Origin of the sequence: Acinetobacter sp. FL, from assembly GCF_040744925.1 — a bacterium.
GTDB lineage: Bacteria > Pseudomonadota > Gammaproteobacteria > Pseudomonadales > Moraxellaceae > Acinetobacter > Acinetobacter radioresistens.
On record NZ_CP160437.1, the window covers coordinates 2,162,088 to 2,186,643 of the forward strand.

A 24,556-nucleotide genomic window follows, 5' to 3' on the forward strand; every position below is an offset into this window, starting at 1 on the left:
ATACTCTTCTTTACTTACCCAAATACTGTGTAGCAAGTAAAGAGAGCTTTTGTGTAGAGTAAAATATTACATTATTGTTATGAGCAGGGTCTATTTTTATAGAAAATGCTATAGCTCAAGTAACATGCAATCATAAATAGAATACAACAGATAAAACCAACTTGCATTGAAGGATCAGTGACCATACTGATACATGTAATGACACAGAAGAGTCCTCCTAAAATTGGTGTGAGTGGAAATAATGGTGCAGCGAATTTAAGCTCCTTCACCGTTTTACCTGATTTAATCCACTGTCTGCGAAAGTTGAATTGGCATACACATATTGAAATCCAGACTACTACCATGGTAAAGGCAGCAACACCGAGCAGATTCTTAAAAATCGTTTCAGGAGCAAACTGTTCAGATAATAAACCAGGTATTGCCCCGAACATAGTTACAATTATGGCAACAATGGGTGTGCCAGAGCGTGTCAATTTGGCAAAGATTTTAGGCAACTGGTTTTTGCTGGACAATGACCACATCATTCGAGAGGCAGCAAATAACCCTGAGTTTGCTGCAGATAATAATGCTGTAATGATGACAAAACGGATAATATCTTCTGCATAAGGTATTCCAATATAATTAAAGACCGTTACAAAGGGACTATTACTAACACTATTTGAATTGATACCCGCCATTTCAAATGGAAGTAATGCACAAATCACTACAATGGTGCCAACAAAGAAAATTAATAAACGCCAGATAGCTGCATTAATGGCTTTGGGAACATTCTTGGCTGGCTCTTCAGCTTCACCGGCGGCTACACCAATTAATTCTGTACCAGAAAAAGCAAAATTAACGATGAGCATGGTGGCAAAAATGGGATAAATCCCGGTTGGAAACCAGCCATGTTCTGTCAGCTTGCTAAATAACGGAGCAGATTCATGACCATGATAGGAAATCACACCAAAAATAGCGGCCAAACCTAATCCGATAAAACATAAAATAGTGAGTACCTTAACCAAGGATAACCAAAATTCAGATTCGGCAAATAAGCGTGTCGAGCTCACATTGAGTACAAAAACCAGAGCAGCAAACAGCAATGTCCATGTCCACATAGAAATGGAAGGAAACCATTCCTGCATAAGCAGTGCAGCCGCAGTAAATTCAGTGCCTAAAGTAGCCGTCCAAGTTAACCAGTATAGCCAGGTAATCATATAACCTGTACCCGGACCAATATACATTCTTGCATATTCACCAAATGAGCCCGATACAGGCATTTGTACAGCAAGCTCCCCAAGACAAAGCATCACCATATAGGCAATCGCTCCCCCAAGCAGATAAGATAAAATGGCGCCTATTGGGCCAGCTTGAGAAATGACATCACCTGAGCCTAAAAACAGTCCTGTTCCAATTGCGCCCCCCAGTGAAATCATGACTAAATGACGTTTGGTCATGGCACGCTTTAGGGGTTTATCTATCTCTGCTGCAGAAACTTCTGTCTTAGTACATGTGTCTTGCTGAACCACATATTGCTCACCCAGAACTTCTCCTGACGGAAATATTTTTTCATTGTTGTTACTCATACACGCTTGCTCCAACTGTCTTCTTATGACAACCTGTCCTTGCTGCTTAGTTCCATAAAAAATTAATATCAAAAAGATATTTTTTATCCCTGTTGTATTTTTACTGAGCTTCCATATTCAAACTCCATGTATATTCTTCTCTACCGACATCCCGTCTGTTTCTAATCGCTTTATCCTATTTAATTTCTTTCAAAATCAGGCCTGCCCTAAGCCCCGTTTTTACTTCTGGATTAGGAAATAAAATCCAGAGCGGCTGATCCTGTACCACATAGCTGCCCGCTTGCTGTGTAGCAATCACCTCACCTGGTTGAAAGGTAGAAAAATTAGGTGCATCTGCACTTAAGTTCAGTTTAAAGTCATCATTTATTTTTAGGATTGAATCTATTACCTTAAACTGACGAATATCCTGCTTCTGTCTGTTTGGTAAGGCCTGACCTGAAAGTGCAGCACGCAGCATCTGGTCCGTACTGAAAAACCCGGCCAAATCATTTTGTCCAAAGGGTTTGGCCTTACCTAATTCCAAAGTACTGCTGGCGGCCTGAAAACGTTCAGTGGTGAAATGCGTGAAAGTTTTTCCAGCTGCATTGTGGTATACCAAGGCATCCAGATCAGCAGCCTTTAAGCTTTGAATTAAAAAGTCATCATAAGGCTGCATCTGGTAAGGGAATAGGGCAAAAACTGGAAGTAAAGATTCACGAATCGCGGTATGTAAATCATAATGATAGCGTTGTGCATTTGACTGGCTTTGCTGAAAAAACTGTGTAGTAACCTGTTCCAATAACGCTGCACGTTGAGTTTCGCCATCTTGGGCCAATTGCTGGTAAGCACCGCAGAACATGCGATTCATATCATTTTCAAGATAACGAACCCCTTGTCGGATTGCAGCGGGATTGCCCAATACGAAAAGTACACGAACCGCTAAAGCCAGCTGACCGGAAAACAAATCCTGAATGATCTGTGCCAGCAATTCGATCGGTGCCGTTTCATTGCCATGAATACCAGCCGAAAGCACGATGGTTTTTCGATAAGCCGTTTTTGGCGTACATTGCAATAGCCCTTCACCCAGCCACTGCCATGTAAATCCAGCCGTTTCACCCTGTATCTGCTCAGGGGGCTGTTGCGCCAAAGTCAATGCGAGTAGATCAACCATGTACTTTCATCCTTAAAAGCGTTATTGAATATTTATCTCTGGAAGTGATAAACCGAACCTAAACCTAAAATCTTGGTGAGTTCATCCAGCGCGGTGCGACTCTCAATCAATAAATCCGGATCAGCCAAATCTTCTTGGGTTAACTCGTCACGATAATATTGATCTACCCACTGATTCAGGGTTTTGAACAATGCATCATTCATAAACAGGTTTGGATTGATCGCAGCAAGTTCCGCCTCATTCACCGCCACACGTAAGCGTAAACATGCAGGACCACCGCCATTTCGCATACTTTCACGCAGATCAAACACCTTGATGTCATCAATTGGCGTACCCATTTGAATCATGTCATTCAAATAGTCCCAAACTGCTTTGTTCTGGCGAGATTCCTCCGGTACCACAATACTCATGCCGCCATCCGCACGGGTCAGAATCTGGCTATTGAACAAATAGGTCGATACCGCATCAGCAACACTGACTCGAATTTCAGGTACTTCAATCGACACAAACTCTTGCCCAATCCCTGCCATTTTTTCACGGATTTCCTGCAATGCATCAGTTTGATTTAAGAATGCCTGCTGATGATGAAAGAGAACCTGCTGATTACTCACCGCAATCACATCGTTATGGAATACCCCCTGATCAATCACATCCGGGTTTTGCTGAATGAACACCGTGCGTTTCGCATCTAAATGATGTAAACGCGCAATTGCTTCACTCGCCTCACGGGTTTGACGTGCAGGGAATTTCTGCGGTGCAACGGTTCCACCGAGCTGTTGCTGACCATAAACAAACACCTGTACACCTGCCTGGTCATATGCACCACCTAAACGGTTATGATTGGCTGCACCTTCATCACCGAACAGTGCTGCTTCAGGCAATGCTTCATGGTGCGCGAAATATACCTCATTGTTGAACATTGCTTGCAAAATACGTGTGGTCGTATGATGCTCAATTGATCGATGGAACTTATTATTCAGATTTGCCGCAGTAAAATGCATGCGACCATCCGCGCTATCTGCCGATGGCGACACCGTACACGAGTTCGCAGTCCACATGGAGGAAGCCGAGCTCAATGATGATAACAATGCTGGAGCAGTGCGTATGGCTTGGGTAATCACGTCAATATCACTGCCGCTAAAACCCAAACGGCGCAGCGTTGGCACATGTGGGCGCTCTTGTGGGGCAAACACGCCTTGCTTGAGTCCCAAATCCGCCAGCGCTTTCATTTTCTTCAAGCCTTGTTTTGCGGCCAATTTCGGATTGGATGCATTATTACGGTTTTTAGTTGATGCGACATTGCCAAAAGATAGACCTGCATAATGATGTGTCGGCCCGACCAGACCATCAAAGTTGATTTCATAACCTGACATTTTTTTCTCCATGTGTCCTGATGTGGTCAGTCTTACAGCACAATGCCCGGTGACAATTTTGAGGGTAAGCTCACACTGTCACTTTCCAGGGAAGCCATCGGCCATGCACTATAATCTGCGGCATAGAACGCACTGGCACGGTGATTGCCCGATGCGCCCACCCCACCAAACGGTGCCGCACTTGATGCACCTGTTAATGGCTTATTCCAGTTCACAATGCCTGCCCGCGCTTCAATCAATACACGATCAAATAAATCACGGTCAGGTGACACCAGCCCTACGGCCAAACCAAAGCGGGTGTTATTGGCAATATTTAAGGCTTCATCGAAGCTGTTATAGCGATAGATCGTGGTGAGCGGGCCAAAGTATTCATCATCAGGAATATCGGTAACCTGGGTTACATCTAAAATGCCTGCGGTGAGCAATGAACTATCTGCTTGTGGACGCGTCATTTCCAACAATGCTTTTGCACCTAGAGCAATCAGTTTGCTTTGTGCTGCCAGCATCTGTTCCGCGGCATGTGCAGAAATCACCCCGCCCATAAAGGGTTGTGGTTCAGCATTCCAGACACCAACCACCAAGTTTTTAGCGACTTCAACAAAACGTTGAATGAAGGCATCCCCATTGGCACCCTGTTTAACGATAATACGGCGTGCACAGGTACAACGTTGTCCCGCAGAAACAAAAGCCGATTGAATGGCTAAATTCACCACCGCATCAATATCGGTTGCTTCATCAATAATCAGGGCATTATTACCGCCCATTTCCAAAGCAAGAATTTTTTCAGGTGCACCAGCCATTTGCTTATGCAATTGATAACCTGTGTTGGCGCTGCCTGTGAACAGTAAACCATCTATTTGTTCAGCTGCTGCAAGTGCTTCACCCGTGCTACGCCCACCTTGTACGATGTTCAGTACACCTTTGGGTAAACCGGCCTGTTGCCATAATTTTGCAGTTTCTTCCGCAGTCCAAGGGGTGAGTTCACTTGGTTTAAACACCACGGTATTGCCGGCAATCAGTGCAGGAACAATATGACCATTTGGTAAATGACCCGGGAAGTTATACGGGCCAAATACAGCCAGCACGCCATGAGGACGATGACGTAACGACGCCACCCCATCTGGCATTTCAGTTTCGCTAAAACCAGTCCGTTGATGATAAGCGCGGATTGAAATCGCCACTTTACCGATCATTGATTGTACTTCGGTTAAGGTTTCCCATAGCGGTTTACTGGTTTCCTGACTAATCACTTCAGCCAGTTGGGTTTTATGTTGTTCTAATAAGCCGGCAAAACGCTCAATAATGGCAATTCGTTCTTCTAAGGCTAAGCGTGCCCAAGCTGGAAATGCCTGCCGAGCAGCATGACAAGCTTGCTCAACATCGGCCTGGCTGGCTTCATGCCCTGCCCAAATTTGCTCATTGCTGACAGGATTTTTTTTACTGAACGCAGGCCCTTGTCCCTGAATCCAGGTATCATTAATGAATAATGCACCTTGTGACATTAGTTATTCTCCATTTTTTCTAATGCTAAAACTCGCACTTCATCCCGTTCCTGGACATTAAGTGCTTGAGCCTGCTGTGGCGTCACCAATAAGATATCGGTAGCTAATAGCTGGTTATTAATGAGTAATACGCGATAATCTGCATATTGATCATTTGCAACCAGATACTGTTTATTTGATATTTCGACCTGCTCAGTAATTTTTATCTTCAATACACGACTTTCTTTGACTGCGCGTAAGTCAGCAATATTGGCTTCCAAAGTAGGACCTGCATCAAAAATATCAACATAACCTTGATATTTAAGCCCTTCTGACATCAATACCTTTGCAGCCGGTAAAGTATGTGGATGGACCTCTGCAATAACTTTCCGAGCTTCTGCGCCAAGTAAATCGACATAGACCGGAAATCTAGGCATTAATTCAGCAATAAATACTTTTTGTCCGGTCCCACTTAAATAATCGGCAGCAGCGAAGTCCATATCAAAAAAGTGATGGCCTAATGCATCCCAAAATGGCGAGTAACCCTTTTCATCCGAAAAACCTCGCATCTCTGCAATCAGCCGCTCTTCAAAATGTGTTCTAAACGCCGCAATAAACAGAAAACGGACTTTAGATAAAAATTTTCCATTCTGGTTTTTACGGTATTCAGGATCAAGAAATAAGGTGCAAAGCTCACTACACCCTGTATGGTCATTACTTAAAAACAGGGTATCTAAAGTTTTATAAACATTTAATGCTTTAGATGCATGGACCTGCTTCGCCACATGAAAATTATAAAAAGGTTCCTTTAGCCCCACTGCCACTTCAATAGCACTTACACCTACAATTTTCTGCAGGCTGGTGTCTTCGAGTACAAACAGATAACTTGCCTCACACTTTTCGGTCAGACCCGCTAAAGTACGCGAGGTACGTGTAATACGTTCAGCTAGAATGTCTCGATTTTGTGGTAAGGAAGTCAGACCAATCCCTGTCTCACCAGCTCTTTGCGCCAAACGATAAATATCATCTAAATCCCGATGCGCTGCATGTCTAACAATCATCATGGTTAGATGCTCACAAAAGATTTAAAGACGTGCGAGTGCACAGGCGAAACGGTTCAGGCCTTCATCAATATCTTCTTGCGGAATAATTAAGGAAGGGGTAAAACGTACAACATCTGCTCCAGCAACTAGAGCCAGTAATCCTTCCTCACCGGCCAGTATCACAATATTTTTGGCTTTACCTGCGTGTTCATCTTTCAGCACGCAGCCAATTAATAAACCTTGACCACGGATTTCTTTGAACAGGCCATATTGCGCATTGATTTTATTTAAGGCATCAATGAAATATTGATGAAGGTGTTTTACGCCGTCTAACACTTCTGGTGTATTGATAAATTCAAATACCGCACCCGCCACTGCACAGGCCAATGGGTTGCCGCCATAGGTGGTACCGTGATCACCCACTGCATACATGTTGGCATAATGATCTGTGGTGATCATGGCACCAATCGGGAAACCACCGCCTAATGCTTTTGCTGTGGTGAGAATATCAGGCGTTACCCCTGTATTCATATAAGCATAAAGCGAACCGGTACGGCCAACGCCCGTTTGTACTTCATCAAAAATCAGTACAGCACCTTTTTCATCACATAGTGCACGTAAGCCTTTCAGGAATTCGATATCTGCTGGCAGAACACCGCCTTCGCCCTGAATCGGTTCTACAATAACAGCACAGGTATTTTCAGTAATTACCGCTTTAGCTGCTTCAAGATCGTTGAATACAGTGTGCTCAATCCCACCTGGTAATGGTGCAAAATCTTGAGAATATTTTGGCTGTCCACCTGCTGTCACTGTAAATAAAGTACGGCCATGAAAAGCATTTTTAAATGCTACAATATGATTTTTTTCAGAATTACCGCTTAGCAGGCCTACCTTACGTGCCAGTTTTAATGCAGCTTCATTCGCTTCTGCCCCCGAGTTGCAGAAGAACACCTTATCGGCAAAAGTACTTTCTACCAATTGCTTGGCAAGACGTAAAACAGGCTCGTTGGTATAACCATTGCCAATGTGCCAAAGTTTTTGTGCCTGCTCAGTCAGGGCATTTACTGCAACAGGATGTGCATGCCCCAAAGCATTCACTGCAATGCCACCGGCAAAATCAATATATTCTTTATCGTCTTGATCCCAAATACGAGAACCTTCCCCACGAACTAAAATAAAATTTGCTGGAGCAAAAACTGGAACCATCCAATCATTAAAGTTGCTACGTGTAATCGCTACGTCATTCATTTTATTTACCCACTTCCTGTTTTATATTTGGCTCTGACTTTATGAAACTGACTTATCCAGGGAAAATACCGCGTTCTTTACGTGCTTTTAAAATACGTTCACATGCGAGAATATAAGCTGCTGTACGCAAGCTACATGCTTTATTTTCTGCTGTATTCCAGACATCAGCGATGGCCTGAATCATTAATTTATCAAGACGCTCGTTAATCTCTTCCTCGCTCCAGAAGTAACTCGCCATATCCTGAACCCATTCGAAATAGCTTACCGTTACACCACCTGCATTACAGATGACATCTGGCACCACTACAATATTACGGCTCACGAAAACATCATCTGCTTCGGGATAGGTCGGGCCATTAGCGCCTTCCAGAACAATTTTAGCTTTAAGCCTTTGTGCCCGTTCAACTGTAATCTGACCTTCTAGTGCCGCAGGAATAAGAATATCCATATCGACATCCCAGAAATCTTCATCTGCAATCACCTGAGCTTCAGCAAAGCCCATTACGCCTCCATGCTCTGTGACATGTTTTTGTAATGCTTTAACACTTAAACCTTCGGGATTAAAAATTGTGCCTGTATGGTCTTGAACACAAACAATTTTGGCTTGAGCATGACTAAACAGATAAGCTGCTTCATTTCCTACATTACCAAAGCCTTGCACAGCGACTTTGCTACCTGCAACAGGCAGCTGAATTTTCTTGGCTACTTCCAGCCCCGTTACAAATACGCCCCGACCGGTAGCCCGTACACGTCCGAGAGAACCGCCTAAATGTACAGGTTTGCCTGTTACGACACCTGTTACAGTGTGCCCTTTAATGCTTGAGTAGGTGTCCATCATCCAGCCCATGATATTAGGATTCGTACCTACATCTGGAGCAGGAATATCAATTTGAGGACCAATAATTGAACTGATCTCACTGGTGAAGCGACGAGTTAAACGTTCCAGTTCACGTAGTGAAAGTTCTTTAGGATTGACTCGAATTCCCCCTTTAGCACCTCCAAATGGAAGATTCAATACCGCAGTTTTAATCGTCATCCAGGCAGATAAGGCCATAACTTCATTTAATTCAACATCCTGATGATAACGAATACCACCTTTACCTGGTCCACGTGACAGATTGTGCTGTACACGGTAACCTTCAAAATGACGAATTGTCCCATCATCCATAACAATTGGAACATCAACAATCAGAGTACGCTTTGGTCTTTTAAGAGTATTAATAAAATTACTTAAATCAGCATCTAAATAGGGCGCTACCCGGTCAATTTGAGTAAGGTAAGTTTGCCAAGCACCATTATTCTGATCCGTATACGATAAAGACATCATCTGTTCCTTAATTAATCCATTGTCCCTGTTGTCTCAAGATTCCCGGTACTTGAGAACTTATTTGTAATTCAGCACCCTTTTAAGAACGCTTAATACTTCAAGTGATCTAGCTAAAACTCTTCGGGACTTTATGTTTGCACTATTATTAATAAACAAATTGATTCAAAAAATTATTTATAAATATTAAAATGATTTAATTTTTATCAATTTGCTAATACCCAATATCAAAATGAACAATATTGACCATATTATTTTAGGTTTACTTAAAGATAATGCGAGAATGTCTATTACAGATTTAGCCCTAAAAGCGCGTGTTTCTAGAGCTACTGTTCAAAAGCGAATTGAATATATGGAGGCTTCAGGCACTATCACAGGCTACACGGTACGTTTTCGCCCAAATGCAGAGAAAAATGTGATCCGTGCATGGATGAATATTATGGTTGAAGGAACTAAGGCTCAGGCGGTCATTCGCGAATTACGTTTAGAGTCAGCAGTGCAACGTCTTCATACAACCAATGGAAAGTGGGATATATTGGTCGAATTACAGTCAGATACTCTTGAGAATTTTGATAAAGTACTGGAACGGATTCGTAATATTTCAGGTATCTATAATAGTGAAACGAGTATTTTACTCTCCACCTATAAAACCTAAATATGACTTTATTTAAAAAAGTTACGTTATTTTTACTCTTAAATCTATAAAGAAAGTTTAATAACTTTATTAGAGTGCTTAGTGTTGAAACTTTTATAAATTGCATCAGCTTTAAAAGTTAATGCTTTAGGTAAAATTTTTAAACCACATCTTTTATGCTCCAAATATGACGCAAAAAAGTATGCCTGCTTTAACTTTTTATAGAGACACGTAAAGAAACTATAGTTAAAAAAATAAGCCCTTGTAGATACAAGGGCTTATAAAAATATTTGGCGGAAGCGGTGTCCGTCTAACAGTAGTCCTAAGCAATCCCAGATAATATTATAAACATATATTTTTCAATTATTTAATATTTTTACTGTCCTAAGCCATCTTGCCTAATCCTACCATTTCCAGTATTTTATGAGGGGTAGGTTGTGGGGTAAATCAAGACATGCCAAAGAAATCTAAAGAGCTATCTGCACTCAGTGTAGCAAAAATTAAGAATACTGGGCGACATTCTGTAGGGGGCGTTGATGGCCTTTGCCTGAATGTTGAAGGTAACTCCCGTGTCTGGATTTTGCGTGCAGTTGTTGGCAAAAGGCTAGATAAAGATGGGAAGTTAAAACCACATCGCCGTGATATTGGAATCGGTCCCTACCCTGAGGTTTCTCTAGCTGAAGCTCGTGCCAAAGCCACCGAATTAAGATTACAAATACGAAGTGGTATAGACCCAATTGCTCATAAACAAGAACAACTAGAAAAGCTGTATGTTCAGAAACTTCGTGACAAAACATTCATGGAATGTGCAAAAGTTGTTATTGCCAATAAAACCCGTGAACTGAAAAATGAAAAACATATCGGACAATGGACATCTACATTAGAAACCTATATCTACCCAACTTTAGGTGATATTAGTATTGGCACCATTACTAAAGTTGATATTGCCGAAGTTCTTAGGCCTATCTGGATTAAAAAAAATGAAACAGCCAAACGTATTCGTGGCCGTATAGAAACTATTTTTGATTATGCCAAGGCTATGGGATATTTTGAAGGTGACAACCCTGCTGAATGGAAAGGTAATCTTGAACCTATATTCGGTAACATAAAACAGGAATCACGCCCTCATCCATCGTTACCTTATGAACAGGTTGCTGGGTTTATCCAACATCTGAGACAGAAAAAAGGGATTTCACCTAAAGCTCTGGAGTTTGCAATTTTAACTGCTTGTCGATCTGGTGAAATTTTCGGAGCTAAATGGCAGGAAATTGATTTTAAGAATAAAGTTTGGATCATTCCTAAAGAGCGCATGAAAGCAAACAAAGAACACCGTGTGCCTCTATCTCAAGAAGCGGTTAACTTGCTTAAATCCATCCAAGAATATACTCAGCCACAAGATTTTATTTTTCCAGCACCACGGAATGGTGCAATGCTTTCTGATATGTCTCTAACAATATTGATCAAGCGTATGCATGAGCAGAAGCTTAAAGAAAATGGTTTAGGCTATATTGATCCGAAACAAAATCGGGTAATTACTACTCATGGTTTTAGGTCAACTTTCCGTGATTGGTCTGCTGATAAAACGGATTACCCTCGTGAGGTATGTGAACATGTTCTTGCCCATAAACTTCCTGATGAAGTCGAAGCAGCATATTTACGAGGGGCTTATCTGGAAAAACGTAAAGGTTTAATGGCAGATTGGGCTGAGTTTTGTTCTGCAAACATCGTTTTATAAACTCAACAACATGATATTAATTCTAAAATAAGCCTTAATAGAACCTTATTACCGCTGTTCTCCACTCATTGAAAGACTAACTTCTCTATAAAGTGCATATACCAATTCTTGCTGAGTCATGGACTGCGATTATCACGGTAATCTATCATGCAATCTGTCCTTTAAATATTACTAAAGGCAGATGGATTAAAAAGAACCTATAAAACTCGAGAAATAACCTGTGCAGATGTGTTTGATTATATCGAGATGTTTTACAATCGGATCAGGCGTCATTCCTATCTCAATGGGATGAATATAAAAACCTTTGAAACAGCTTCATTTTGAAGCTGTTTCATGTCTAAGATACTGGGAGCAGTCCAATGACGGGGCATGGTTTTCATGGACTGGCATCTACAACATCACATGAGCAAGGCTATATGCATGATGCTATTGAAATTCAGTTAGCACATACTGTTGGTAATGCCGTATCATAAGCGTATAACCATGCGCAGCATTTAGACTATCGAACAAAGATGATGCAGGAATGGGCTAATTTTATTGATAATTTAAGGGGGAAAATATGACTTTATTACAATTCAAATACCCGTAGAACTCAAAAATAATATTTTAATTAATGTGTTAGAAACTTATTGCGAATAAAGATTTGATAAAATGCTTTTCTATTACGTCTCTAATAAGCCTCATGTTTCTTTTTGTTAAGAAGCTGATTCTCTGCTAAAGTGCGTAAATAATATTCGTTACTAAAGTAAAATTTGATGGAAAACATATCTGAAAATATAAATAAATTATTATCTTTTATTCAGCCAGTACGTCTAAGAAAAACATCTAAAGTCTCTGAAACTCTTTTAGAAGCAACAGAAAGTGATAAAGGACGCGTCATCAATTCACCAGCTTTTCGCCGACTACAACAAAAAGCTCAAGTATTCCCTTTAGAAGCAAATGCATCTGTCAGGAGTAGGCTAACACATTCTATAGAAGTTGCTCATATCGGTTGCTATATTGCCCAAGAAATTCTTTATAAAATCCAGAAGGAATATAAAGTAGAAGGCTTAGACTTTGAAAAGATGACATCTTTTGTAAATACAGTTGAAACAGCTTGCTTGTTACATGATATTGGCAACCCTCCATTTGGACATTTAGGTGAAGCTGCAATTAGGCAATGGTTTAAAAAACAAATTGATAATTATAAAAATAACCTAGGCGAATGTATGTTTAAAGAGTTATCTAGCAATATTAATAACCTAGATCTTCATAAATTTGATGGTAATCCTCAAGGTTTTCGATTAATAAGATTATTAAGTGGAAATGATGAATTCGGTTTAAACTTAACGTGCTCTTTACTTTTATCAACAGTTAAGTACCCATATACCATTGATAAAATACAAAATAATGAAAAAATTGGAATTTTTAAGCTTTGCTATCCAAGCTATCAAGAAGCCTGTAAAAAAATCAATTGGCCGGAAGGAAAACACTTCCCACTTAAAAATATTATGGATACAGCTGATTTTATTGCATATTCGATGAGTGATCTAGAAGATGCTATTGAGAAACAGATTGTCACAGAGAAACAAATTATTAGTTATTTCGTTGAGTTCTTTAACAGAAATAAAGAAATTGATGCCAGCACAATATTTAACGTAGACAAATTAAGTCATGAACAACTTAATTTCTTAAAGTTTAAAACGTGCATTATAAATACTGCCGCAAAAGAAGCTGCCACAAACTTCTGTGCAAATTTAAGCTTATTATTAGATGGGACAGATAATATAGAGCTTATAGAAGAAAATACAGACATCCATAAAATTCTAGATGAAGTATTCGATTATGCTAAGAAAAATATCTACTGCCATGAGTCAGCTGAAAAAATTGAACTCGCAGGGCGAAATATTATACAAGGCCTTTTAAATCACTGCGAAATTTTGATGTGCTTATCTGAAGATAAATTCAATTGTTTACTTAAATACCCTGAAAAAAGCATGCTCTCCCCTAAAAAGTTAGGGCTCGACTTTGAATTGCGTCTATTAAGACGCTTGCCAAAGAATCATATTAAGAAATATATTCTATCAGTGGAAGCAGACCCATCAAATGAAATCATTTATAGAGCACATTTAATCGTCGATTACATTTCAGGAATGACCGATGATTTTGCCTTAGAAATGTATCAGTTATTAGAAGGCATTAGAATTCAATGATTAATACAGATCACCCTTATTTTTTCATTAACAGTCTTTTAGATAGTGAATCGGCATATTCACTATCTAAATATACTTATCTACCCGATTCTTTATCTGATGATAGAATTATTAACACTATATCAGGTGAAGATTTTTCAATAGATTATGTTAACTCCATATTGAAAAGTTTAAAAGAAGATCAAGAACTTGCATTCCATTCTCTAGTTAAAACCAAAAGTAGGAAAATATACCATATTCCAATGATAGATTTTTCTACCTCAAGGTTAGATAGAGAGGTTTATTATCGGTTAAAAAATTTTATAGATTACAAGATACTTTCAGATATGACATTCTATAGCACAGGTAACTCATTTCATGCTTATTCGTCTAAACTTTTAACCCATAAAGAATGGCTTAAATTTATGGGATCATTATTATTGGTCAACCCATCAAACTCATCCTTAAAAATTATTGATAATAGATGGATTGGGCATCGTATAATGAGCGGATTCTCCTCATTAAGATGGTCAAACAATTCTGGAATATATAAAACCCTTCCAAAGAAAACCACTTTTAACTTACTTTAATTCAAAACAATTAACAACCATCCCAAACTATGGCCAGTTGGTTATACTCAAAATTTTTTAAAAAAAATAGAGTCTATAATCATCGTTTTATAAACTATGAAAATTTAACACCTTGCTTTACAAGAAATAAATAATTAAACTAAAATTTAAATAATTTTTATACAATAAATCAAAGGGTAACGTAATATGTCAGGTTCAGGTGGTGGGGGCGGAACACCAATTCCAGATTTCCAATCTTGTGAAGATTTAACAATTAATGTTCAACTCAGCTCACCCAAAGAAGCTATCATTTCAAAATTAACAGAAGGTGATATTTTAAGAATTGGCTTTGAATCAAATAATATCACCACTGTATATGCTTTCTATGAGGACGATATTGCTGGCGGTATTGCTGCCCCAGTTATAGGAAAATTACGTGAATGCTTACGTAGTGGCACGAAATATCAAGGAAGAGTATCAAGTCAATCAAGGACAAGTTCGAGTTAAAATAACAGCAATTAAACACTAAAAAAGGAGCCACTTATGATAACTATTACAGGCGGAATATATGAAGAATATTGTATGCATCCTTATAGATATAATATTTTTGGTTCAGGAGGAAGAGCTGCTTCTGCAATTGCAGCAATGAAGGGAGAAGTTAAGTTAACCACGTATTGCTCTAAAAACATACAAGAAGTTATTCAGGCCCGTGCTGAACTGGAGGGCTTCGAATTAAGTATTATTAATATTCCAGTAAATACTAAATTTCATTATACTCATGCTCTTGCTAAGCCCTTAATTTACAATAGAACCACTAATAATCCGCCACTGGAAATTAAAGAAAAAAACGTTATTAGATTTGGATTCTTGGAAGGTACGGCTATCATAGACAGTGAATATGCTGTTTACGATCCTCAAAATGTAGCCTCAGTAGAACTTTTCCATGCAAATGGATCTAAAGCTAAACACCTAGCGATTTTACTTAATCAGTATGAAGCAAAATCATTATTACAGATTGATGATACTAATGAGTTACTTAGGAAAATTGCTGTATCTCAACAAGCTGAGGTAGTTATATTAAAAAAAGGACCTGATGGATGTCTGGTTTACGACCATAAACTTGATGAGATTAAGCATGTGCCAGCCTTTAGTACGAACAAGGTATCAAAAATAGGTTCTGGAGATAATTTTGTTGCCCATTTTGGATATGCTTGGATGGAACAAAAAAAGAGTGCTTATGAAGCAGCTCTACAAGCTTCTAAAGCAACTGCATATTATTGTGAAACGGAAGGATTTATTACACCAGAACGTTTAAAAAAATATTCACCCTCTCCTATCATTCTTTCTGAACAATTTAAAAAAGGTTGTAAACCCAAGGTTTATCTTGCTGGCCCCTTTTTTACTCTTGCACAACTATGGTTAATTGAGGAAGCGAGAAAAAACTTACAAGATCTTGGATTAGAGGTTTTTTCTCCCTATCATGATGTAGGTAAAGGTAATGCTGAAGATGTGGTAGATAAAGATCTTGAAGGCATACATAATTGTGATCTTTTATTCGCCATAGCTGACGGTATGGACTCAGGCACAATTTATGAGATTGGATACGCTAGAGCAATTAACAAACCAGTTGTAGTCTATGCAGAAAATGAAAGTGAAGAAAACCTTAAAATGATGGAAGGATCAGATTGCAAAATTCTTAAAGATTACGTTACCGCTATTTATCATACTCTTTGGACGGCAATCACTTAATGAAATCTGTATTATTACTCTCTGGTGGCATGGATTCTACAGCAATAGCATGGTGGAAAAGACCAGATTATGCATTAACAATAGACTACGGGCAGCTTGCAGCAAAAGCTGAGATAGCTGCTTCACAATCCATATGTAGATATTTGAATATTCCGCACGAGATATTGACTGTTGATTGTAGAAATATTGGTTCAGGAGATATGGCTGGTACTATTGAGAGTAAACATGCACCCGCTTCCGATTGGTGGCCTTATAGAAATCAACTCTTAATTACTCTAGCTGGCATGAAGATGCTCCCTTTTAATATCTCTAAGATTTTAATCGGAACAGTTAAAACTGATAACGGCCATACAGATGGCTCTCATGAATTTATTGATGCAATGAATCAGCTAATGTTCCTGCAAGAGGGCCATATAACTGTAGAAGCTCCTGCTATCAACCTATCGACTAAAGAACTGATTCAATTATCTAATATTCCTGCTGAATTGTTAGCATGGTCTCATAGTTGTCATAAATCTGAGGTGACCTGTGGTAATTGCCGTGGCTGTAATAAATATTTTGAGATATTCGAGCAAGTAGGCTATGACTTGGGTAAACTTGGGTAATCCTGTTCCTAAACAGAAAGTTGATAAGTATATTCCTTATAAGTGGGATCTTAGTAATAAATCCATCAGGTTAGATGAGCCTGAGATTTTTACGCCAATTCCATTTACACAAGTTATGTTTGAAAGGAAGTCACAAAGATCTTTTAAACTCGTTTCAATTGATCATTTATCACATCTTCTATGGCTTACTAATCGAGTTAAAGATTGTATTGATTCAACTATGGGCTTTCCTATAACTTTAAGGCCAGTTCCTTCGGCTGGTGCAATACACCCTATTCATATTCTTATAAACTCACCATATACTGATATTTGGTGGAGATATGACCCTTTTTGTCATAGCCTTTGGCCCATTAATAAGGAAAATAAATATTTTATAAACGTTAGAAGAGACTGTGAAAAAATATTAAATTGTAATTCAGCCAGTTTAATACTCTTGATTGCGGAACCACAAAAAACTTCATCAAAATATACCGATGGAGCCAGTTTAGTTTGGCGTGATGCTGGAGTTCTATTAGGAAATTTAGCATTAGTAGCTAGTTATTTAAATATCAATTTTTGCCCAATTGGAGCTCTCTTACCAACAGAAATTGATGAAAAAAAACAATTAGTTACTGTAGGAATGGCAGTCTTAGATGCAATTAAAATTGACTGAAATTAGATTCTCATCTCTAGTTGAGTAATAGGTTACTTTCGAATATTGATGATTTTTCAATAAATTAGAAAATATTTAGTCTTGTAACTGTTGAGGATATATTGCGTGCCACGTCTGTTTTCATGCAGAATCTCCTGCTTGTATCCTAAGAAAAAATTCTACTTTTAGATCCTTTTATTTTTAGGGGGATTACCATGGCGACACTTGCTACCTAGATTCGGAAAATAAAATACTGTCTTTAAATAAGACGTATCAAGCTGTTTTAAAAGTTTGTCTTTTAAAAAACCAATCATCACAATCAATTTGTGTTTAATTGAAATCTACTTTTTACCTATATTAATAGCTTGCTTTTTTAAACGGTAGTCTAAAGCAGGTCGGCTGATCCCCAATACACGGGCTGCTTCAGAAATATTATTATTTGTTTTTTGCATCGCGATAAAAATTAGTTTTTTCTCATGATCTTCCAAACAAAAGCCCTCTTGTATGACTGCTTCCAAATCCACTTTTTCAGACCTGGGTTCAATATCTTGCTTAATTTGCGGAAACAAATGATGGAGTTTAATTTCCTCCTGATGATCCGTCAGTAAGGTCGCCCGTTCTAATAAGTTTTCAAGTTCCCTAATATTACCGGGCCATTCATAGGTCATGACAAAATTTTTAGCTTTGTCACTTAAACCTTTTAACGTCTTTCCATACATATTCTCAAAACGCGACAAGAAGTGTGTAATCAATAAAGGGATATCATCACGGCGCTCACGTAGTGGCGGAATAATGACAGGGAAAATATTCAGGCGATAATATAAATCAGCACGAAATCTTCCCTCTTTCACAGCTTGTTCCAGATCCTCATTGGTAGCTGCAACCAAACGTACATCCGCTTTTCTAGTTTGATGATCTCCAACTCTTTCATATTCTCCTTCTTGTAACATTCGCAGCAAGGCAGCTTGCGCACGTGAAGAAAGCTCAATCACTTCATCTAAGAAAATAGTTCCTTGATCGGCACGTTCAAACTTTCCACTTCGAGTTTGTGTTGCCCCTGTAAATGCCCCTTTTTCAACACCAAAAAGTTCAGCTTCAATTAGGTCTGGTGGAATACAGGCACAGTTTACAGCAATAAAGGGTTGCCCTTTACGAGAACTACCTTCATGAATCCCTCTAGCAAAAGCTTCCTTGCCCACTCCTGTTTCACCTTGCAGTAATACAGCAACCTTACTGCCAGCCGCCTTTTTCAACAGATCACAGACTTTACGATAAGCCACCGATTCACCAATAGAATTAAACATGGTGTAATCGGCTTCTACATCTGTATATATATTTTTCTTTAACTCATTCAGCTCTGCTTGCAAGGCAATTAATTCATCTGAAACAGGATCAGGTGACATAAATTGAATAAGTTCATCGGCATTTTCCCATTCTTTTAAAGGCTTGCCGATAATACGACAGCAATCATCACCTTTTGCTACACAATGGGTTTCCTGATAAATAATGGTTTGTCCCATAACAAAACTGGTATAACCGCAAGCATAGCCCAATAGCATCCAACAAACTGATTCTTCCGAAGCCCCGAATTCACTTAAATGAACTTCCGCTTCAAAAGAATTGCGCCAATTAAAATCTGCATAAAATTGATGCTCATCATGACTTAATTGAAGTTCATTGACTTCAACTTGAACCATGCCACGAATACCATGCATTTGCGGTCCAGCCATAAAGGCTTCAGCTTCATTTAAATTCGGACGCAATTTAGAAGTGACTTCTGCATCCCTCACACCGGCTTGATAACCTAAACGAATAAAAAAACGCTTAGTCCGTTCCCAACCCAACATGTTATACAAATCTTTTCTTAGAAAGCCCATGATGCTGGTATGCATGAGCAGCATACGGTTTTCTTCGAACCAAATTTTTCCATGCTGGCTATCAAACTGAATTTTATCTAGTAAATCCTGAATATCTTTGTTTTTCTCCAAAATCTGAGTATAAAAATTCGCATCTTTGGCTTGAGGCATGACTGAATATCCATCCTTGGCTATAGGTCTTCCCCCTTATCTTACTCAATTCCAACTAAAAACCTTTACTATCTTATTATCATAAATTTATACCTCTAAGGTATTTTTTAATTAAATTCATAAAATCATATAGATACGAATAATTTTAATTTATAGAACCGGCTTATCTGGATCAATCTATTTTCAAGTTTATCTCCAGTTTTCATGATTTGATGAAATCAGAAATTTTCATATTCATTATTCGATGAATATTTATCATTCAAATGATATAAACAAAGGAGATAAAAACAATAAACAATTGATTAATAAAAATTAATTAAAGTTGGCACGCATTTTGATATAAGTCTAACAAGGAACAACATATTGTGTCACAGCTGAAATGATTTCAGCGTAGAGATAAAGGATTTTCCAAATGACTCAAACACTACAACATGATCAGCTCACCAAATACATTCGTGTAACAGGCGACCGTCATGCCAAGTTTGTTGAATTTGACTTCGCAATCCACGATCCAACACTTTTTGTCGAACTCATTCTCCCTCAGCAAGCCTTTCAACATTTTTGCGAAATTAATCATGTTGTAGAAATGACCGGAGCCCAGCAAGCTTGGAATGACGCACAAGAAGATAAATGGCGTTATGGCGTTGAACCCACCATTTTAAGCCAAGCCCACGAATATTTAGATCAAGAAGATCAATCTTAAGCCCATAAGGAAATCGTGATGACTTTAGAAATTAAAACATCCAACCTCGAACCTATTCGTCAAACCTATGCCTATATCGAACGTCGCTTTGGTAAAAAGCCAGCGACGCGTTATCAAGAAGTCAGTTTTGACGTACAAGGTGCAACCAATTTTCATTATCGCCCATTGTGGAAACCAGACAAAACGTTAAATGATCACACCCATACAGCGTTACAAATGCAAGATTGGTATGTATTTAAAGATCCGCGCCAATTTTATTATGGTGCTTATGTACAGCATCGTGCACGTTTACAAGAGACCGCTGAAAGCAATTACTCATTCTTTGAAAAACGCCATTTAATTGAAAATCTCAGTGATGAAGTGAAACAGAAAATCATCACTTGCTTATTACCGTTTCGTTATATCGAACAAACCGCCAATCTACACATGATGTCAGGCAGTGCCTATGGCTATGGCACTGTCATTACTCAAGCTTGTATTTTTGCGGCAATGGATCGTTTGGGCATGGCGCAATATCTCTCTCGTATTGGCTTACTCATTGATGGCAATACCGGTGAATCATTACAACAAGCCAAAGATAGCTGGATGAATGATGCCTCTTGGCAACCACTGCGCAAACTATGTGAACAAAGCTTAACGGAACAAGATTGGTTCAAGCTATATATCCTGCAAAACCTAATCATCGACAGCTTAATGCAAGCTCTGGTTTACGGTGAACTGGATCAATGGTTAGTTGAGCACGGCGCACGTGATGTGGCGATGCTGACTGAATTTATGAAGGACTGTTTAACCGATTTAGGCAAATGGTCAGACCCTGTTTTAAAAACAGCTATTGCTGAATCTGAAGAAAATAAAGCCTTAATTCAAGGTTGGATAGACACACTTTTACCTCAAGTGACTGAAGCCTTTAGTGCATGGTCAAATACTGCTCTTGGACATCCATCTATAGCCAATGGCTTAGCGGTCATTGCAGAACGCAGTAAAAAAGCAAGTTTAACCCTTGAATTAGAATCGGTTGCATAAGGATACGCAGACATGAGCTCAAAAGTTTATTTGGCATTACAAGATAACGACACCTCACGCTATATCATTGAAGCGATTGAGCAAGATAACCCAGAAGCTACCATTCAATACCTTCCTGCCATGATTCGTGTGGAAAACCTCGGAAAATTAGTGGTTCGCGCTGAAACTGTCTCTGAAAAACTAGGACAAGATTGGGATATTCAAGAACTGCAACTCAACATGATCACCTTAGGTGGCAATGTGGATGAAGATGATGACATCTTCACGTTGCAATGGAATTAAGCCTACACGGAAAACATAAGAAGCCGATCGCTTTAACAGATTGAAAAGGATGATCAAGATGAATAGCCAAGCACAAAATGCGACAAAAACAGCAACTAAAAAACTCAATGCGAAAGACCGTTACCGTATGCTGACCCGTGATCTGGATTGGGATTTTTCCTATGCAGATCGTAAAGAGGCTTTTCCTTACGAAGAGTTTGAAGGAATTAAAATTACCGATTGGTCAAAATGGGAAGACCCATTCCGCTTAACCATGGATTCATACTGGAAATATCAGTCAGAAAAAGAGAAAAAACTGTATGCCATTTTTGATGCATTTTCTCAAAACAATGGTCAGATGAATGTCAGTAATGAACGCTACCTCAATGCCATTAAACTGTTTTTAACCGCCGTTACACCACTGGAATATCAGGCGTATCAAGGTTATGCACATGTGGGTCGCCAATTTGGCGGGATCGGTGCACGTATCGCATCGCAAATGCAATCGATTGATGAACTGCGTCATGTCCAAACGCAAATTCATGCCATGAGCCATTACAACAAGTTCTTTGATGGCTTCCAGGACTGGGCGCACATGCATGACCGTGTTTGGTATCTCTCCGTACCAAAATCATTCTTTGAAGATGCGCGTTCAGCAGGCCCATTCGAATTCTTATTGGCGATTAGCTTCTCTTTTGAATATGTTCTGACCAATTTATTGTTTGTGCCATTCATGTCAGGTGCAGCATATAACGGCGATATGGCGACCGTGACCTTCGGTTTTAGTGCGCAGTCGGATGAAGCACGTCACATGACCTTAGGTTTGGAAATTGTCAAATTCCTATTGGAACAACATGAAGATAACGTGCCGATTGTTCAGGAATGGATTGATAAATGGTTCTGGCGTGGTACTCGTCTGCTGTCTATTGTCGGCATGATGATGGATTACATGCTGCCAAACAAAGTGATGTCTTGGAAAGAAGCATGGGAAACCTATTTCGAAGAAGCGGGCGGCGCATTGTTTAAAGACCTCAGCCGTTACGGTATTCGTATGCCGAAATATTCCGACGTGATTGTGAAAGAAAAAGAGCATATTTCACATCAAGCATGGTGGATTTTCTATAACTTCGGTCATGCTGCTGGTTTCCATACATGGATTCCAACCGATGAAGAAATGGATTGGTTATCTGAGAAATATCCTGACACCTTCGATAAATATTACCGTCCGAAATGGGAATTGGCGCGTAAGTTAGAAGCTGAAGGTAAACGCTTCTATAGCAATGGCTTACCGCAACTGTGCCAAATCTGTCAAATTCCAATGACCTTTACTGAAATGGATGGCGACGCAACCATGTTCAGTTACCGTGACAGTATTTATAAAGGCGAGCGTTACCATACCTGCTCAGACGGCTGTCATGACATTTTTGAACGTGAACCTGAAAAATATATTCAAGCGTGGTTGCCAGTGAACCAAATTTTACAAGGCAACTGTGGTGGTCCTGATTTAGAAAGCATTTTACGTGACTATTACAACTTCAATGTCGGCGCAGACAATATGGATATTGAAGGCTCTCCAGACCAAGAACGCTGGAGAAAATGGAAAGGTCACGTTGCATAAGTAAAAAGGATTAGAAGTCATCTCATGGATCAAAATTTCAAGATGGCTTCACACAAGGAATTTAGGAGTTTTCTCATGCCAGTACAAGCGATTCAAAAAAACTATGAATTTGATGCACGTGATGCACAAAAAAATTATGGCGACAACATGTTGCTTTATGTGGGATGGGATCATCACACGCTGTTTTGTGCCGCACATGCTTTTGTCGTTTCACCACAGCAAAGTTTACAAGACCTGATTGATCAGCAAATTCAAGCAGGTTTCAATCAACACCCAGACTTTGAACATATCGATTGGTCAAAAGTACAGTTCACCCTGAATCGTGAATGCTTAACAGATATCGATTTTTCTAAAAGTTTGGCTGATTTAAACTTTGATCATAAATCGCTACTGCGTTTTGTGACACCCAGTTTAGATGGCTACAATGGCACACATGTCTAAGGGAGAACGATCATGAGTTATCAAGTCACGATTGAACCTGTCGGCATGACCATTGAGGTGGAAGAAGATCAAACCATTTTAGATGCCGCTTTACGTCAAGGGGTTTGGCTACCCTTTGCCTGTGGTCATGGTACCTGTGGCACCTGTAAAGTTCAGGTCACTGACGGTTTTTATGATGTCGGTGAAGCGTCTCCTTTTGCGTTGATGGATATAGAACGTGAAGAAAATAAAGTCCTTGCTTGCTGCTGTAAGCCAGAATCTGACATGGTGATTGAAGCCGATGTTGATGAAGACGAGGATTTCTTAGGTTATTTAGTCCAAGACTATCAAGCCAAAGTTTTAGAGATCAAACAGCTTTCACCCACCATTAAAGGCGTACGTTTGCAGATTGACCGTCCAATGGAATTTCAGGCTGGGCAATACATCAATCTTCAATTGCCAAATATTGAAGGGACACGTGCATTTTCAATTGCGAATCCGCCGAGTGAAGAAGGCATTATTGAATTGCATATTCGCCAAGTACTAGGCGGTACAGCCACCACGTATGTACACGAAACTTTGCAAGCGGGTGATGAACTCCAAGTTTCTGGGCCTTATGGACAGTTCTTTGTGCGTAAATCCGATGAAAAAGATGCCATCTTTATTGCCGGTGGTTCTGGTCTATCCAGTCCCCAATCCATGATTTTGGACCTTTTAGAACAAGGTGATACACGTACTATCTATCTTTTCCAAGGCGCGCGTGATGTTTCTGAACTCTATAACCGTGAAGTGTTTGAGACCTTAGTCAAAGACTATCCAAACTTCCGCTATATTCCTGCACTGAATGCGCCCAAAACAGAAGATCAATGGACAGGATTCACAGGTTTTGTACATGAAGCAGTCGCAGATTATTTTGAAAATAAATGCAGTGGCCATAAAGCCTATTTATGTGGTCCACCACCGATGATTGATGCTGCTATTTCAACGCTGATGCAAAGCCGTCTCTTTGAAAAAGATATTCATACTGAGCGTTTCTTAAGTGCAGCGGATGGTGCCTCTAATCAAGCACGTTCTGCTTTATTTAGACATATTTAAGCAGGGCTTAAAAACTGCATAAACATTACGCAGTTTTAAATAGCTAAATTTTTCAATCTGATGTTAAGTCAACAAATGCGAACTCATCTTTTATGAGTTCTTCACTTTTCGAATGATTTGTTACATGTCCG

At 39.4% G+C, this 24,556-nt stretch carries 22 protein-coding genes and 2 pseudogenes; 16 read left to right on the top strand and 8 right to left on the bottom strand.

Annotated elements, in window-relative coordinates:
• Nucleotides 1-77: 77 nt before the first annotated feature.
• The 7 genes from ABZP31_RS10065 to ABZP31_RS10095 all read right to left on the bottom strand — a co-directional run bounded on the left by ABZP31_RS10065 (nucleotide 78) and on the right by ABZP31_RS10095 (nucleotide 9,187).
• A complete protein-coding gene (locus tag ABZP31_RS10065; RefSeq protein WP_248133815.1) occupies nucleotides 78-1,565 on the bottom strand; it encodes an amino acid permease in 1,488 nt (495 codons plus the stop codon).
• A gap of 175 nt (nucleotides 1,566-1,740) precedes the next feature.
• Nucleotides 1,741-2,715: a succinylglutamate desuccinylase gene (astE, locus tag ABZP31_RS10070; RefSeq protein WP_005027147.1), complete on the bottom strand. Its 975-nt coding sequence runs from the start codon at nucleotides 2,713-2,715 to the stop codon at nucleotides 1,741-1,743.
• Nucleotides 2,716-2,747: 32 nt separating this feature from the next.
• Nucleotides 2,748-4,088, bottom strand: coding sequence for an N-succinylarginine dihydrolase (gene astB, locus ABZP31_RS10075; protein WP_005406878.1), 1,341 nt, complete (start codon nucleotides 4,086-4,088; stop codon nucleotides 2,748-2,750).
• A 32-nt stretch (nucleotides 4,089-4,120) separates the two neighbouring features.
• The gene (gene astD / locus ABZP31_RS10080) at nucleotides 4,121-5,590 is read right to left on the bottom strand and encodes a succinylglutamate-semialdehyde dehydrogenase (RefSeq protein WP_119878918.1); all 1,470 of its coding nucleotides are present in this window, start codon (nucleotides 5,588-5,590) and stop codon (nucleotides 4,121-4,123) included.
• Nucleotides 5,590-6,633: an arginine N-succinyltransferase gene (astA, locus tag ABZP31_RS10085; RefSeq protein ID WP_005406566.1), complete on the bottom strand. Its 1,044-nt coding sequence runs from the start codon at nucleotides 6,631-6,633 to the stop codon at nucleotides 5,590-5,592. Before astA ends, astD begins: the two co-directional genes overlap by 1 nt.
• Nucleotides 6,634-6,654: 21 nt before the next feature.
• Nucleotides 6,655-7,860 carry an aspartate aminotransferase family protein gene (locus ABZP31_RS10090; protein ID WP_367156797.1) on the bottom strand — a complete coding sequence of 402 codons (1,206 nt, stop codon included), beginning with the start codon at nucleotides 7,858-7,860 and terminating at the stop codon, nucleotides 6,655-6,657.
• A gap of 52 nt (nucleotides 7,861-7,912) precedes the next feature.
• The gene (locus tag ABZP31_RS10095) at nucleotides 7,913-9,187 is read right to left on the bottom strand and encodes a Glu/Leu/Phe/Val dehydrogenase (RefSeq protein ID WP_026055441.1); all 1,275 of its coding nucleotides are present in this window, start codon (nucleotides 9,185-9,187) and stop codon (nucleotides 7,913-7,915) included.
• Nucleotides 9,188-9,416: 229 nt separating this feature from the next.
• Between ABZP31_RS10095 and ABZP31_RS10100 the strand changes: the two genes are divergently transcribed.
• The 10 genes and pseudogenes from ABZP31_RS10100 to ABZP31_RS10145 all read left to right on the top strand — a co-directional run bounded on the left by ABZP31_RS10100 (nucleotide 9,417) and on the right by ABZP31_RS10145 (nucleotide 17,299).
• On the top strand, nucleotides 9,417-9,839 hold the full coding sequence (locus ABZP31_RS10100; RefSeq protein WP_005027161.1) for an Lrp/AsnC family transcriptional regulator: 423 nt from the start codon (nucleotides 9,417-9,419) through the stop codon (nucleotides 9,837-9,839).
• 433 nt (nucleotides 9,840-10,272) lie between these two features.
• Complete coding sequence (locus ABZP31_RS10105) at nucleotides 10,273-11,553, top strand: site-specific integrase (protein WP_005015309.1); 1,281 nt, start codon at nucleotides 10,273-10,275, stop codon at nucleotides 11,551-11,553.
• Nucleotides 11,554-11,742: 189 nt separating this feature from the next.
• Nucleotides 11,743-11,877 (top strand): annotated as a pseudogene (locus ABZP31_RS10110) (IS3 family transposase); the annotation flags it as partial.
• Between the two features lie 35 nt (nucleotides 11,878-11,912).
• A pseudogene (locus tag ABZP31_RS10115) lies at nucleotides 11,913-12,116 on the top strand (tyrosine-type recombinase/integrase); the annotation flags it as partial.
• A gap of 192 nt (nucleotides 12,117-12,308) precedes the next feature.
• On the top strand, nucleotides 12,309-13,745 hold the full coding sequence (dgt, locus tag ABZP31_RS10120; RefSeq protein WP_005015322.1) for a dGTP triphosphohydrolase: 1,437 nt from the start codon (nucleotides 12,309-12,311) through the stop codon (nucleotides 13,743-13,745).
• Nucleotides 13,742-14,314, top strand: a complete 573-nt coding sequence (locus tag ABZP31_RS10125; protein WP_005015325.1) for a hypothetical protein — start codon at nucleotides 13,742-13,744, stop codon at nucleotides 14,312-14,314. The genes dgt and ABZP31_RS10125 overlap by 4 nt, the downstream gene beginning before the upstream one ends.
• A gap of 186 nt (nucleotides 14,315-14,500) precedes the next feature.
• The gene (locus ABZP31_RS10130; protein ID WP_005015326.1) at nucleotides 14,501-14,800 is read left to right on the top strand and encodes a hypothetical protein; all 300 of its coding nucleotides are present in this window, start codon (nucleotides 14,501-14,503) and stop codon (nucleotides 14,798-14,800) included.
• Nucleotides 14,801-14,836: 36 nt separating this feature from the next.
• Entirely contained in the window at nucleotides 14,837-16,042 is a 1,206-nt protein-coding gene (locus ABZP31_RS10135) for a PfkB family carbohydrate kinase (RefSeq protein WP_005015328.1), read from the top strand.
• Nucleotides 16,042-16,647, top strand: coding sequence for a 7-cyano-7-deazaguanine synthase (locus ABZP31_RS10140; RefSeq protein WP_005015330.1), 606 nt, complete (start codon nucleotides 16,042-16,044; stop codon nucleotides 16,645-16,647). Before ABZP31_RS10135 ends, ABZP31_RS10140 begins: the two co-directional genes overlap by 1 nt.
• Nucleotides 16,625-17,299: a nitroreductase family protein gene (locus ABZP31_RS10145; protein ID WP_005015336.1), complete on the top strand. Its 675-nt coding sequence runs from the start codon at nucleotides 16,625-16,627 to the stop codon at nucleotides 17,297-17,299. Before ABZP31_RS10140 ends, ABZP31_RS10145 begins: the two co-directional genes overlap by 23 nt.
• 320 nt (nucleotides 17,300-17,619) lie before the next feature.
• Here ABZP31_RS10145 and mobR read toward each other — a convergent pair whose 3' ends face one another.
• Complete coding sequence (gene mobR, locus ABZP31_RS10150; RefSeq protein WP_005015337.1) at nucleotides 17,620-19,305, bottom strand: phenol degradation transcriptional regulator MobR; 1,686 nt, start codon at nucleotides 19,303-19,305, stop codon at nucleotides 17,620-17,622.
• Nucleotides 19,306-19,717: 412 nt separating this feature from the next.
• Between mobR and ABZP31_RS10155 the strand changes: the two genes are divergently transcribed.
• The 6 genes from ABZP31_RS10155 to ABZP31_RS10180 all read left to right on the top strand — a co-directional run bounded on the left by ABZP31_RS10155 (nucleotide 19,718) and on the right by ABZP31_RS10180 (nucleotide 24,425).
• Entirely contained in the window at nucleotides 19,718-20,008 is a 291-nt protein-coding gene (locus ABZP31_RS10155) for a phenol hydroxylase subunit (protein WP_005015339.1), read from the top strand.
• Between the two features lie 18 nt (nucleotides 20,009-20,026).
• On the top strand, nucleotides 20,027-21,031 hold the full coding sequence (locus ABZP31_RS10160) for an aromatic/alkene monooxygenase hydroxylase subunit beta (protein WP_005015341.1): 1,005 nt from the start codon (nucleotides 20,027-20,029) through the stop codon (nucleotides 21,029-21,031).
• Nucleotides 21,032-21,043: 12 nt separating this feature from the next.
• Nucleotides 21,044-21,313 (top strand): MmoB/DmpM family protein, encoded by a 270-nt coding sequence (locus ABZP31_RS10165; protein WP_005015343.1) that lies wholly within the window; start codon nucleotides 21,044-21,046, stop codon nucleotides 21,311-21,313.
• A 58-nt stretch (nucleotides 21,314-21,371) separates the two neighbouring features.
• On the top strand, nucleotides 21,372-22,910 hold the full coding sequence (locus ABZP31_RS10170; RefSeq protein WP_005015344.1) for an aromatic/alkene/methane monooxygenase hydroxylase/oxygenase subunit alpha: 1,539 nt from the start codon (nucleotides 21,372-21,374) through the stop codon (nucleotides 22,908-22,910).
• Between the two features lie 75 nt (nucleotides 22,911-22,985).
• The gene (locus tag ABZP31_RS10175) at nucleotides 22,986-23,351 is read left to right on the top strand and encodes a phenol hydroxylase subunit P4 (RefSeq protein ID WP_005015346.1); all 366 of its coding nucleotides are present in this window, start codon (nucleotides 22,986-22,988) and stop codon (nucleotides 23,349-23,351) included.
• A gap of 12 nt (nucleotides 23,352-23,363) precedes the next feature.
• Nucleotides 23,364-24,425, top strand: coding sequence for an NADH:ubiquinone reductase (Na(+)-transporting) subunit F (locus ABZP31_RS10180; protein ID WP_005015348.1), 1,062 nt, complete (start codon nucleotides 23,364-23,366; stop codon nucleotides 24,423-24,425).
• Nucleotides 24,426-24,556: the final 131 nt, after the last annotated feature.